Origin of the sequence: Bradyrhizobium sp. S3.2.6, assembly GCF_040546885.1 — a bacterium.
In the GTDB taxonomy this organism is placed as follows: domain Bacteria; phylum Pseudomonadota; class Alphaproteobacteria; order Rhizobiales; family Xanthobacteraceae; genus Bradyrhizobium; species Bradyrhizobium cytisi.
The window spans coordinates 377,342-389,657 of the sequence record NZ_JBEPOS010000002.1 but is presented as its reverse complement, the minus strand read 5'-3'; the positions used below and the strand labels follow the sequence as shown (position 1 = coordinate 389,657).

The 12,316-nt window shown below is 65.1% G+C and carries 9 protein-coding genes; 6 read left to right on the top strand and 3 right to left on the bottom strand.

The features are described from left to right. Positions 1-10 precede the first annotated feature (10 nt). The 3 genes from fdhF to ABID58_RS06090 are packed head-to-tail and all read left to right on the top strand — an operon-like array spanning position 11 to position 3,939. Entirely contained in the window at positions 11-2,884 is a 2,874-nt protein-coding gene (gene fdhF / locus ABID58_RS06100; protein ID WP_354031928.1) for a formate dehydrogenase subunit alpha, read from the top strand. Between the two features lie 4 nt (positions 2,885-2,888). Then, the gene (gene fdhD / locus ABID58_RS06095) at positions 2,889-3,719 is read left to right on the top strand and encodes a formate dehydrogenase accessory sulfurtransferase FdhD (RefSeq protein ID WP_354031927.1); all 831 of its coding nucleotides are present in this window, start codon (positions 2,889-2,891) and stop codon (positions 3,717-3,719) included. Next, positions 3,706-3,939, top strand: coding sequence for a formate dehydrogenase subunit delta (locus ABID58_RS06090; protein ID WP_354031926.1), 234 nt, complete (start codon positions 3,706-3,708; stop codon positions 3,937-3,939). Before fdhD ends, ABID58_RS06090 begins: the two co-directional genes overlap by 14 nt. A gap of 56 nt (positions 3,940-3,995) precedes the next feature. On the opposite strand, the gene ABID58_RS06085 is transcribed toward ABID58_RS06090, so the two are convergent. Continuing rightward, complete coding sequence (locus ABID58_RS06085; protein ID WP_354032182.1) at positions 3,996-4,559, bottom strand: TetR/AcrR family transcriptional regulator; 564 nt, start codon at positions 4,557-4,559, stop codon at positions 3,996-3,998. 107 nt (positions 4,560-4,666) lie between these two features. On the opposite strand from ABID58_RS06085, the gene ABID58_RS06080 reads away from it, so the two are divergent. The 3 genes from ABID58_RS06080 (at position 4,667) to ABID58_RS06070 (ending at position 7,712) form a co-directional block, all read left to right on the top strand. Further along, positions 4,667-5,455 carry an SDR family NAD(P)-dependent oxidoreductase gene (locus ABID58_RS06080; protein WP_354031925.1) on the top strand — a complete coding sequence of 263 codons (789 nt, stop codon included), beginning with the start codon at positions 4,667-4,669 and terminating at the stop codon, positions 5,453-5,455. A gap of 58 nt (positions 5,456-5,513) precedes the next feature. Next, the gene (locus ABID58_RS06075; RefSeq protein WP_354031924.1) at positions 5,514-6,608 is read left to right on the top strand and encodes an alkene reductase; all 1,095 of its coding nucleotides are present in this window, start codon (positions 5,514-5,516) and stop codon (positions 6,606-6,608) included. A gap of 102 nt (positions 6,609-6,710) precedes the next feature. Further along, a complete protein-coding gene (locus ABID58_RS06070) occupies positions 6,711-7,712 on the top strand; it encodes an NADP-dependent oxidoreductase (protein WP_354031923.1) in 1,002 nt (333 codons plus the stop codon). A 29-nt stretch (positions 7,713-7,741) separates the two neighbouring features. Here the strand turns inward: ABID58_RS06070 and ABID58_RS06065 are convergent, their stop codons facing one another. Both ABID58_RS06065 and ABID58_RS06060 read right to left on the bottom strand, forming a co-directional pair. Continuing rightward, positions 7,742-10,717 (bottom strand): bifunctional [glutamine synthetase] adenylyltransferase/[glutamine synthetase]-adenylyl-L-tyrosine phosphorylase, encoded by a 2,976-nt coding sequence (locus ABID58_RS06065; protein ID WP_354031922.1) that lies wholly within the window; start codon positions 10,715-10,717, stop codon positions 7,742-7,744. Further along, positions 10,714-12,174, bottom strand: a complete 1,461-nt coding sequence (locus tag ABID58_RS06060) for a sensor histidine kinase (protein WP_354031921.1) — start codon at positions 12,172-12,174, stop codon at positions 10,714-10,716. The genes ABID58_RS06065 and ABID58_RS06060 overlap by 4 nt, the downstream gene beginning before the upstream one ends. Positions 12,175-12,316: the final 142 nt, after the last annotated feature.

Genomic DNA, 12,316 nt, shown 5'->3' with positions numbered 1-12,316 from the left:
GAGAACGACGATGTCTCTGATCGAAGAAATCGACTACGGCACACCGCGCTCCAAATCGGAAACGATGGTCACGCTGACCATCGACGGCAACCAGGTCACGGTGCCCGAGGGCACCTCGATCATGCGGGCCGCGATGGATGCCGGCCACCAGATCCCAAAACTTTGCGCGACCGACATGGTCGACGCCTTCGGCTCCTGCCGTCTCTGCGTCGTCGAGATCGAGGGCCGCGCCGGCACGCCGGCGTCCTGCACCACGCCTGTCATGAACGGCCTGGTCGTCCACACCCAGAGCGAGCGGCTGAAGAAGCTGCGCAAGGGCGTGATGGAGCTGTACATCTCCGACCATCCGCTCGACTGTCTCACCTGCGGCGCTAATGGCGATTGCGAATTGCAGGACATGGCCGGCGCCGTCGGCTTGCGCGACGTCCGCTACGGCTATGAGGGCGAGAACCACGTCTTCGCCAAATCCCATGGTGAGATCAACGCCGCCTGGATGCCGAAGGACGAGTCCAATCCCTATTTCACCTACGATCCCTCCAAGTGCATCGTCTGCTCGCGCTGCGTCCGCGCCTGCGAGGAAGTGCAAGGCACCTTCGCGCTCACGATCTCCGGCCGCGGCTTCGACAGCCGCGTCTCGCCCGGCATGAGCGAGAGTTTTCTCGGCTCCGAATGCGTCTCCTGCGGCGCCTGCGTGCAGGCCTGCCCGACCGCGACGCTCACGGAAAAGTCCGTGATCGAGATCGGCCAGCCCGAGCACTCCGTCGTCACCACCTGCGCCTATTGCGGCGTCGGCTGCACCTTCAAGGCCGAGATGCGCGGCGAGGAAGTCGTGCGCATGGTGCCCTACAAGGATGGCAAGGCCAATCGCGGCCATTCCTGCGTCAAGGGCCGCTTCGCCTGGGGCTATACCAATCACAAGGAGCGCATCCTCAATCCGATGATCCGCGAGCGGATCGAGGATCCCTGGCGCGAAGTGTCCTGGGATGAAGCGTTCTCGTTCGCCGCAGCCAGGATGCGCGGCATCCAGAAGAAATACGGCCGTGACGCCATCGGCGGCATCACCTCGTCCCGCTGCACCAACGAAGAAACCTATCTGGTGCAGAAGCTGATCCGCGCCGGCTTCGGCAACAACAATGTCGACACCTGCGCGCGCGTCTGTCACTCCCCGACCGGCTATGGTCTGTCGGTCACGTTCGGCACCTCCGCCGGCACGCAGGATTTCGACTCGGTCGAGAATACCGACGTCGCCATGATCATCGGCGCCAACCCGGCCTCGGCTCACCCCGTCTTCGCCTCCCGCCTGAAGAAGCGGCTGCGCCAGGGCGCGAAGCTGATCGTGATCGATCCGCGCCGCACCGAGATGGTGGAATCGCCGCATGTGAAGGCGCTGCATCTGCCGCTGATGCCCGGCACCAACGTCGCCGTCGTGACGGCGCTGGCGCATGTCATCGTCACCGAGGGCCTCGCCAACGAAGCCTTCGTGCGCGAGCGCTGCGACTGGGCCGAGTTCGAGGAATGGGCCGCCTTCGTCGCCCAGCCCAAGCACAGCCCGGAAGCGACCGCCATCCTCACCGGCGTCGATCCGAAGACCTTGCGCGAAGCAGCTCGCATCTACGCCACCGGCGGCAATGGCGCGATCTATTACGGGCTCGGCGTCACCGAGCACAGCCAGGGTTCGACCACGGTGATCGCGATCGCCAATCTGGCGATGGCAACCGGCAATATCGGCCGTCCCGGCGTCGGGGTGAACCCGTTGCGCGGCCAGAACAACGTGCAGGGCTCCTGCGACATGGGCTCGTTCCCACACGAGCTGCCGGGCTACCGTCACATCTCCGGTGATGCCGTGCGCGACCAGTTCGAGGCGCTCTGGAACGTCAAGCTCAACCCGGAGCCGGGCCTGCGCATCCCGAACATGTTCGACGCCGCCATCGAAGGCACGTTCATGGGGCTCTACGTGCAGGGCGAAGACATCCTGCAATCCGATCCCAACACCAAGCATGTGGTGGCGGCGCTGTCCGCGATGGAATGCGTCATCGTCCACGACCTCTTCCTCAACGAGACCGCGAACTACGCCCACGTCTTCCTCCCCGGCTCGAGCTTCCTCGAGAAGGACGGCACCTTCACCAATGCCGAACGCCGCATCCAGCGCGTTCGCAAGGTGATGTCGCCGAAGAACGGCATGGCCGACTGGGAGGTCACCATCGCGCTCGCCAAGGCGATGGGATTCGAAATGAACTATAGCCATCCCTCGGAGATCATGGATGAGATCGCCGCGCTGACACCGACCTTTGCCGGCGTCTCCTACGCCAAGCTGGACGAGCTCGGCTCGGTGCAGTGGCCCTGCAACGAGAAGGCGCCGGAGGGCACGCCGGTGATGCATATCGGCGGCTTCGTCCGTGGCAAGGGCAAGTTCGTCGTCACCGAGTATGTCGCGACCGACGAGCGCACCGGTCCGCGCTTCCCGCTGCTGCTCACGACGGGCCGCATCCTCAGCCAGTACAATGTCGGCGCGCAGACAAGGCGCACCGAGAACGTGGTCTGGCATGCCGAAGACCGGCTGGAGATCCATCCGCACGACGCCGAGCAGCGCGGCGTGCGCGACGGCGACTGGGTGCGGTTGCAGAGCCGCGCCGGCGAGACCACGCTGCGCGCGGAGCTCACCGACCGCGTCGCGCCCGGCGTCGTCTACACCACGTTCCACCACCCGGACACGCAGGCCAACGTGATCACGACCGAGTATTCGGACTGGGCCACCAACTGCCCCGAATACAAGGTCACGGCGGTGCAGATCTCGCCGTCGAACGGCCCGTCCGACTGGCAGAAGTCCTACGACGAGCAGGCGCGGCATTCCCGCCGCATCGCGCCGGCCGAGGCCGCGGAGTAACCGCATGCACGTGCCGGTCCAGGCCATTGACCGCGATATCTGGCGCGATGGCACCGCGTCCGAAGGGGCGCGGCTGATCCCCGAGGAGACGCCGCTGGCGCTGAGCTATAATGGCGGCACCTATGCCGTCATGATGGGGACGCCGCAGAACCTCGAGGATTTTGCCGTCGGCTTCAGCCTGGACGAAGGCATCGTCAAATCGGTCGACGACATCAAGTCGCTCGATGTAGTCCGCCTCGACGACGGTATCGAGCTGCGCATGTGGCTCGAGCAGGACAACGCCGCGCGCATCAGCGAGCGCCGGCGACACATCGCAGGTCCGACCGGCTGCGGCATCTGCGGCATCGATTCGATCGCCGAGGCCGTGCGGCCGGCCGCTGTGGTGCCGCCGGGCCAGACTTTCACACCGCAGCAGATCATGACGGCGATGCAGGCGATCGCCCCCCTGCAATCGATCAACATGCAGACCCGGGCGGTCCACGCCGCGGCCTTCTGGTCACCATCGAATGGCATCGTGGCGCTGCGCGAAGACGTCGGCCGGCACAACGCCCTCGACAAGCTCGCCGGTTCGCTGGCGCGCAGCCGCACGGGCGCAAGCGCCGGCATGGTGCTGCTGACGAGCCGCGTATCGGTCGAGATGGTGCAGAAGACAGCCGCCATCGGCGCGCCGGTGATGGTCGCGGTCTCCGCACCGACTGCGCTTGCGGTGCGCACCGCCGCGGCCGCCGGCATCACGCTGATTGCAATTGCCCGCAACGACGGGTTTGAAGTGTTTACGCACCAGGGCCGCGTCACGGCTCATCGTGCTCCGGAGATTATCGATGTCGTCGCCTGATCGTCTCGTCTACATGGCCAACCAGATCGGCACGTTCTTCCGCAGCCAGGGCCACGACAAGGCCGTGCCGGGGATCGCCGACCACATCAAGAAGTTCTGGGATCCCCGGATGAAGCGCGCGATCTTCGCGCATCTCGACGCCGGCGGCGCAGGCCTCGAGCCGAACGTGCTCGAGGCCCTCACCTCACTCAAGCAGGCCAGGCCGACCGAGATCGGGTGAACAGCGGCCGGCCCGGTTTGCGATCGGAAGGGACGGGTCGCTCGGCGCCATAGCAATCATGTAGCGGACGCCTGGTTGATCCCGGCATCAACCCAGGCACGTGTCTGCTCCAGCACCTCATCCGAAAGCGCGGGATCGTCGATCGCCCGGGCGAGGATCACCGCGCCCACCATCGCCGCCCAGCTTCCGATCGCCACGCGGCGTTTGTCTGCCGCATCAACCTTCGGGAGCGCCTCGCCGATACGGTCGATCTGCGATCGAAGGCCTTGCGTCATGGCCGCGCGTGTAGCCGGACTCTGATGGCGAATGGCGGCAGCAAGGCCCGCGGTCGGGCAACCACCGGCGGCGTTGTCGCGATGACGGGGCGCAAGATAATCGTCCACATAAGCGCGAAAATCGCCCCCTCCGTCCGCGTCGAGAGCGAGGACATGGGCAAGAGTCTGCGCGATCAGGTCGTCCTTTGAGGCGAAATGGCCGTAGAAGCCGCCGTGGGTGAGCCCGGCGGCCTTCATCACCTCCGCCACGCTGACCGCGTCGAAGCCCTTATCGCGAAATAGTCGGCTGGCAACCTCCAGAATCCGGCGACGATTCTCCGACATCTGTTCTCGACTGACCTTCATTTCAAAATTCTCCGACGCCCCGTTGACATTTACATGATGATTATCATATTTAGCTGTAATCATGACGATCGTCATGAATATATTCCATTCGAGAAAAGAGCAATGCCATGACCGTCGTTCCGTCCGTTCTCGTCACCGGCGCCTCCACCGGCATCGGAGCTGCCTATGCCGAACGCTTCGCGCGCCGCGGGCACGACCTCGTGCTGGTTGCCCGTGACAGGGCACGAATGGAGGCTCTGGCGGCCCGTCTGCGTCAGGAAAATGGCGTGGCGATCGACATCATCCAGGCCGATCTTACACAGCCTGCCGAGCTCGCCACGGTCGAGGCGAGGCTGCGCAATGACGCCCGCATCGGGATCCTCATCAACAATGCCGGAACGGCGATCGGCGGAAGCTTTATCGAGCAGAGCACGGATGACGTGGCGCGGCTCGTTGCGCTCAACACGACCGCACTTCTGCGGCTTGCCAGCGCCATGGCCCCGCGTCTTGCGAAGGCCGGCGAAGGAGCGATCGTCAACATCGGCTCTGTGGTCGGCCTGGCACCGGAGTTCGGCATGACGGTCTACGGCGCAACCAAAGCCTTCGTGCTGTTTCTCTCGCAGGGGTTGAGCCTCGAGCTCGCGCCGAAGGGTGTGTACGTCCAAGCCGTGCTTCCCGCCACGACGCGGACCGAGATCTGGGGCCACGTCGGCGCCGACGTCAACACGCTTCCCAACGTAATGGAGGTGAACGATCTGGTTGATGCGGCGCTGGTCGGGTTCGACCGCCGCGAACCGGTGACGATCCCGCCGCTTCCGGATGCCGGGCAGTGGGACGCGCTTCAGGCCGCGCGCCAGGCAATGCTCCCGAACTATCGGAACGAACGTCCCGCCGAGCGGTACCGCGCGCTCGCCTGAGCACAGCGAAACATTTCGATAACAACCCCGCCGCGGCGGCGACAAACGAAAGTGATCGATGACGAGCAAAACGCTATTTGAGCCTTATCTTCTTGGCTCGCTGACCCTTTCCAATCGGATCGTCATGGCGCCGCTGACGCGCAATCGTGCTGGGCCGGGCTTCGTTCCGGGCACTCTCGCCGCCGAGTATTACGGCCAGCGCGCGTCGGCGGGCCTGCTGATTTCCGAGGCCACGCAGGTCTCGCAACAGGGACAGGGTTACCAGGACACGCCCGGCATCTACTCCCAGGCTCAGATCGACGGCTGGCGCAAGGTCACGACCGCCGTTCACGCCAAGGGAGGGCGGATTTTCCTTCAGCTCTGGCATGTCGGCCGCGTATCGCACGTCGACCTGCAAGACAACGGTGCCGCGCCCGTGGCCCCCTCGCCGATCCGCGCGCGCACCAAGACGTTCGTCCACAACGCCTTCGTTGACGTCTCAGAGCCTCGTGCGCTGACGCTCGAGGAGCTTCCGGGGATCGTGAGCGATTTCCGGCAAGCGGCAGCGAACGCTATTGCGGCCGGCTTCGACGGCGTGGAAATTCACGGCGCCAATGGCTATTTGCTCGACCAGTTCGCCAAGGACGGTGCCAATGTCCGCACCGATGCCTATGGCGGATCGGTCGAGAACCGCGCCCGGCTGATGCTGGAGGTTACGGCTGCGGTCGTCGAGGAGATCGGCGCCGGACGCACCGGAATCCGGATCTCGCCCGTATCGCCCGCCAATGGCGTTTCGAGCAGTGATCCTCAGGCCCAGTTCGACTACATCGTCGATCAACTCAACGCCTTGGGCATCGTCTACATCCATGTCGTCGAGGGCGCCACAGGCGGATCGCGCGATGTCGCACCGTTCGACTTCGGATCGCTGCGTCGGCGGTTCAAGAATACATATGTTGCAAACAACGGTTACAACCTCGAACTCGCAGCTTCGCGCCTCTCCGAGAGTAAGGCGGACCTGTTCGCCTTCGGCCGACCCTTCATAGCCAATCCCGACCTCGTGGACAGACTGAAGACCAGCGCGACGCTGGCGGAGTTCAATCCGGCGACGCTCTATGGCGGTGGCTCGGCCGGCTATACCGACTATCCCACCATCGCAGCCGCAAGCCGCCCCTGACCCCTGAGGGGCCGCGCGCGGCAGCGGCCCGATCCTGTTATGTGCGACAATGGTTCTCCCGCCAACGCATGGCGGTCGTGAGAGCTCGGAGAACGGACCATCATGAAGGCCTTCATCCTCGATAAATACAAGAAGCGCGGTGCCCTGCGCTTCGGCGACATGCCGGAGCCGACGGTGCGGGACGACGACGTTCTGATCGAGATCCACGCGGCCGGGCTCAACGTTCTGGACTCCAAGATCCGGGATGGGGAGTTCAAGCTCATCCTGCCCTATCGCCCGCCCTTCGCCCTGGGACACGACGTGGCCGGAACCGTGGTTCGGGCCGGATCGAAAGTTCGGCGCTTCAAGCCAGGCGACGAGGTCTACGCCCGGCCGCGTGATGGCCGGATCGGGACGTTCGCGGAGTACATCGCCGTCAATGAAATCGATGCGGCTCTGAAACCGAAAAACCTCAGCATGGAGGAAGCGGCTTCCATCCCCCTTGTAGGTCTGACCGCCTGGCAGGCGCTGGTCGAGCGGGCCGCACTGAAGAAGGGGCACAAGGTTCTGATCCATGCCGGCTCGGGCGGCGTGGGCACCCTCGCCATCCAGCTGGCGAAGCATCTCGGCGCAACCGTCGCGACGACGACGAGCACGGCGAACCTCGAACTGGTCAGGAGCCTCGGCGCCGACGTCGCCATCGATTACACGAAGCAGGAGTTCGAGAAGGTCCTGTCCGGCTACGACGTGGCACTGAACAGCCTGGGCGGCGACACGCTGCAAAAGTCGCTGAGCGTGTTGGGGCCGGGCGGCAGATTGATTTCCATCTCCGGCCCCCCCGACCCCGATTTCGCCAGGGAACAAGGACTGAACTGGTTCCTGCAACAGGTCACGCGCCTTCTGAGCTTCGGCATCCGAAGCAAGGCCAAACGCCGTGGCGTCAGCTATTCGTTCCTGTTCATGCGCGCGAACGGCGATCAGCTGGGCCACATCGCTTCGCTGATCGAAGCCGGGATCATTCGCCCGGTCGTTGACCGGATCTTCCCGTTCGAAGCTACCAGCGAGGCCTTGGCTTACGTCGAGACGGGACGCTCCAGAGGCAAGGTCGTCGTCAAGATCCGGTAGGCGAGGAGCGTGACCATGCCCCTACGATCCTACGGCTTGGTTGCTTCCAACAGCGCGCTGAACACCCGCCGCACCTCGCCCTGCGTCTCCTTGACGCGCGCCTCCAGCGACGAGAAATCCGGCGCATCGCCGGCGCGCGCCATCACGCGCTGCAGGTCGGTGCCCGCCGTTTCCGGCTTGAAGCGATCGCTGACGCAGAGCCGCAGGATCTGCGTCAGATCGTGATAGAGCCGCGCCGCGGTGCGCAGGATCTCAGCTTCCGATTGCGGCAGCACGCCGAGCCTGGCGGCGTTCTCTAGCACCTGTACCGTGCTGACGTCGAGAATGTCCGGCTTGTCGTGGGCATGAACGAGCTGGAGATATTGCGCGATGAAGTCGATATCGACCATGCCGCCGGCGGCATATTTCAGGTCCCAATAATCGGTCTCGCCCTTTTCTTGCGCGATCGCGCGGCGCATGTCGGCGACGTCGTTGGCGATGATTGCGGAATCGCGGCGGCGGGTCAGGACGTCGCGAATGATGCTCTCGATCCGCACGGTGAATTCGGGCGATGCCGAGACCACGCGCGCACGCGTCAACGCCATGTGCTCCCAGGTCCAGGCCTCGTTGGCCTGATAGTCCGCGAAGGAGACGAGACTTGATGCGACCGGGCCGGCGCGTCCCGAGGGCCGCAGCCGCATGTCGATCTCGTAGAGCACGCCGTAATTGGTGCGGGTGGTGAAGGCGCTGATCAGGCGCTGGGTGAAGCGGGCGAAGTAATGCGCGCCCTGCAGCGACTTCCGGCCGTCGGAGTCCGGATTGTCGCTGTCGAAATCGTAGAGCAGGATCAGGTCGAGATCCGAGGACGCCGTCATCTCGCGGCTGCCGAGCCGGCCCATTGCGATGATCGCGGTCTCCTGCCCTTCGATCCGCCCATGCTGGTCGGCGAAGCGCTCGGCGACAAGGCCATGCACGGTGTCGACGATGCCCTCGGCAACGTCGGCGAAGGCAGTGCTCGCCTGCTGTGCCGAGACGGTCCCGGAGAGGATGCGCGTGCCGGTCAGGAACAGGCTCTCCTGCCCGAACAGGCGCAGGCGGTCCAGAAACTCCTCGTAGGAGCCCGCGTCCTGCACCGTGGTCGCAAGCCGCGCCGATAATTCCTGCTTGTCCGGCATCGCGCCGAAGAAACGCGGATCGATCAGGCCGTCCATCAGCTGCGGCTGCCGGGCCAGCATCTCGCCAAGCCGGGGCGCCGCGCCAAGCACGAGCGCCACGAGCGCAACGAGATCGCGGTTCTGGCCGAGCAGCGTGATCAGACGGCCGCCGCGCTGGAGCGCCTGGAGGAACTGATCGAACGCGACGACGGCGCGATCCGGCCCCTCGGCATGCGCGAGGCCGTCGATCAGAGCGGGCACGAACTCGACGAAGGCGTTTCGCGTCTGCTCGTTACGGAAGACGCGGTAGTCGCCGGTGAGCCAGTCGCGGACGGTCTGCGCTACGGCAGCGGGCTTCTTGAATCCGAGCGCCGTCAGGTGCTGAAGCAGGCGCGGATCGTCGGGACCGGCGCGATAATCGATCGCGGGCAGGCTTGCCGTGCCGGTCGGGTCGTCGCCCTCGAACAGTTTTTCGTAATGTCCCTGGACGATCTCGAGCTGGCGCAGCAGGTCGCGCGCGAAGGTCTCGCGGCTGTCATAGCCGAAGAACCAGGCGAAGCGTTGCACCGCCTCCTTGTCCTCGGGCAGTGCATGGGTCTGCTCGTCCGCGATCATCTGGAGACGATGCTCGACCCGGCGCAGGAATTCGTAGGCCGTGGTCAGCTCGTCGCGTGCATCGAAGGTGATCCAATTTCTATCAGCGAGCACATTGAGCGCGGCGAGCGTCGGCCGCACCCGCAATTCCGGATGGCGGCCGCCTGCGATCAGCTGCTGGGTCTGCGCGAAGAATTCGATCTCGCGGATGCCGCCACGGCCCACCTTGACGTTGTGCCCCTCGACCGCGATCTCGCTCTGGCCGCGATAGGTCTGCATCTGCCGCTTCATGTCGTGCACGTCGGCAAGTGCTGCGAAATCGAGATGCTTGCGCCACACAAAGGGGGAGATCTCGGCGAGCAGCGCTTCGCCCGCCCTCGCGTCGCCGGCGCAGGCATGAGCCTTGATCATTGCGGCGCGCTCCCAGGTGCGCCCTTCCCGCTCATAGTAATGCAACGCGGCGTCGCGTGAGATCGCGACTTGCGTCGAGGAGGGATCGGGCCGCAGCCGCAGATCGACACGGAAGACGTAGCCGTCATAGGTGCGCTGCTGGAGAATGCGCGCCATGCCCTGCGTCACCCGGACAAAGAACGGCTGTGGCTCGATATCCGGCGCAAGTGTCGTCGCATCCGGATCGAAGAACACGATGAGATCGATGTCGCTGGAATAGTTCAGCTCGCCCGCGCCCATCTTGCCCATCGCGAGCACGATCAGGCCGCAGCCGACCTCCGGCGCCTCGGGATCGGACGGCACGAGCTTGCCGCGTGCGGCTTCCTGTCGCAGCAAATACTGCAGCGCCGCCTGCACCGAGGACACCGCTAGATCGGTCAGCGCGGCCGTCACCCGCATCACCGGCCAGACTCCGCCGATGTCGCACAACGCGATCAGGAGCGCTGCCTCCGCCTTCATGCGACGAAGCAGCCGCATCACCTCGGCTTCGTCCGGGGCGGCGAGCACCGCGCCTCTCGCCTCGGCGATCAGCGCAGCGAAATGCGCATCCGGTTCGCATTCGAGCAGCCGGATCAGGCGGAGCGGATCGGCGCGGACCAGATCGAACAGATAAGGCGAGAATTCCGCGACACCGGCGAGAATAGTCCGGGCAAAGGGATGGACCAGCAGCGCTTCAACACGGGTCGATTGCGCCGGCTCGAGCGCGGCCAGCCAATCTTCAAAACGACGTTCGTCGGTTGTGGAAGCGGCAATATGGGGAGCCTCCGCGAACCGCGCGGCCAGGCTCTCACCATGCTTGTCCGCGTTTCCCGGCGCGGAGTGGTTCATGCCACCTTCTGTGGCACATCCGGTATTGGAGGGGCAACCCTGTCGCTGGCGCCCGCACGCGCCGGAAGCACCAGCGTGGCAATGAGGCCGGGCTGGGCATCGCCCAGCCGCAATTCGCCGCCATGCAATGTGGCAACGGCGGACGCGAGGCTGAGGCCGAGGCCGGAGCCCGGCATGGTGCGGCTCGCCTCCAGCCGCACGAATCGCTCGACGACGTGCTTGCGGTCGGCCTCGGGAATTCCCGGGCCGCGGTCGGTGACGCTGAGCAGCACCTGGTCGCCCTCGCGCTTCGCCTCGATCGTGATCTGACGGGCGTCCATGCTGACCACGGGTCCGGCCGCCTGCGCCGCCGGCTTGCCGTATTTGATCGCGTTCTCGACGAGATTGGCGAGCGCCTGGCTGATCAATTCGCGATTGCCGTGAATGGTCGCGGCCTGCGCCTTGACCTTCAAGGTCATGCCGTCGTCCTCGGCCAGCGGCTCGTACAGCTCGTGGATACCGTTAGCCACATCTGCGGCGTCGAAATCATCCATATTGCCGCGTGCCTGACCGGACTCGGCGCGCGCGATCATCAGCAGCGCGTTGAAGGTGCGGATCAGGCCGTCGGATTCCTCGATGGTCCGTTCGAGCGCGGCACGATAGTCGGCCTCGCTCCCCGATTTCGCCAGCGCCTCCTCGGCGCGGTTGCGCAGGCGCGTCAGTGGCGTCTTGAGGTCATGGGCGATGTTGTCGGAGACTTCCTTCAGTCCCGCCATCAGCGCCTCGATCCGCTCCAGCATGGCGTTGAGGTTCTCGGCAAGGCGGTCGAGCTCATCGCCACTGCGCCCGACGGGCAGGCGCTCGCTGAGATCGCCGATCATGATGCGATGGGCCGTGCCGGACATCGCGTCGATGCGCGTCAGCACCCTGCGCGCGACGAATACGCCGCCGCCGAGGCCAAGCACCACGACGATCAGCACCGACCATTGCGCCGCCTTGGCAACGATGCTGAACAAGCGCCGCCGCTCGGCGAGGTCGCGGCCGATCAGGAGGCGGAAACCGTTCTCCAACTCAGTAACACGCACCAGCGCGCGATGGTCGCGGTCGTTGGCGTCCTCGATCCGCCGGTAGGCCGTCTCCGACCAGCCGCGCGTGGCCATCACGCCCGGTGCCAGCGAGCCGACATTGCCGGCAACCGCCTGCCCGGTCGGCGTGGTCACGAGGTAGAGATTGGCGCCAGGCCGCAGCGCGCGATATTCGATCGCGCGCACGAGGCCGAACAGGCCGCGGCGCCCGTAGATCTCGTTGATCTCCGAGGTCTCGGCATTCACCGTCTGCGTGATTTCTTCAGTGATCAAACGCCGCGTGTTCCAGGCAAAATAGCCGAGCAGCGAGGCCGCAAAGATCGCAAACAGGAACAGGTAGACCAGCGTCAGCCGGAATGCCGTGGTGCGGATAAGTTTACCGAATGCCGTCACGGATCATGTACCGATTTCGAGGTGGGTGTGGGATGTCACGGCCTATCGTCCGCTATCGAGACCATCGAGTACACCCAATGCCTTCTCTCCATTCTGCATCGTCCTTTATCACCGCCTATCGTCGCGGCGCGAGCTGACATTC

What these genes read in the sequence shown, in the direction of transcription:
- fdhD (WP_354031927.1), top strand. Translation starts at nt 2,889, where the DNA reads ATGCACGTGCCGGTCCAGGCCATTGACCGCGATATCTGGCGCGATGGC.
- ABID58_RS06070 (WP_354031923.1), top strand. Translation starts at nt 6,711, where the DNA reads ATGAAGGCCTTCATCCTCGATAAATACAAGAAGCGCGGTGCCCTGCGC.
- ABID58_RS06090 (WP_354031926.1), top strand. Translation starts at nt 3,706, where the DNA reads ATGTCGTCGCCTGATCGTCTCGTCTACATGGCCAACCAGATCGGCACG.
- fdhF (WP_354031928.1), top strand. Translation starts at nt 11, where the DNA reads ATGTCTCTGATCGAAGAAATCGACTACGGCACACCGCGCTCCAAATCG.
- ABID58_RS06075 (WP_354031924.1), top strand. Translation starts at nt 5,514, where the DNA reads ATGACGAGCAAAACGCTATTTGAGCCTTATCTTCTTGGCTCGCTGACC.
- ABID58_RS06080 (WP_354031925.1), top strand. Translation starts at nt 4,667, where the DNA reads ATGACCGTCGTTCCGTCCGTTCTCGTCACCGGCGCCTCCACCGGCATC.
- ABID58_RS06085 (WP_354032182.1), bottom strand. Translation starts at nt 4,559, where the DNA reads ATGAAGGTCAGTCGAGAACAGATGTCGGAGAATCGTCGCCGGATTCTG.
- ABID58_RS06065 (WP_354031922.1), bottom strand. Translation starts at nt 10,717, where the DNA reads ATGAACCACTCCGCGCCGGGAAACGCGGACAAGCATGGTGAGAGCCTG.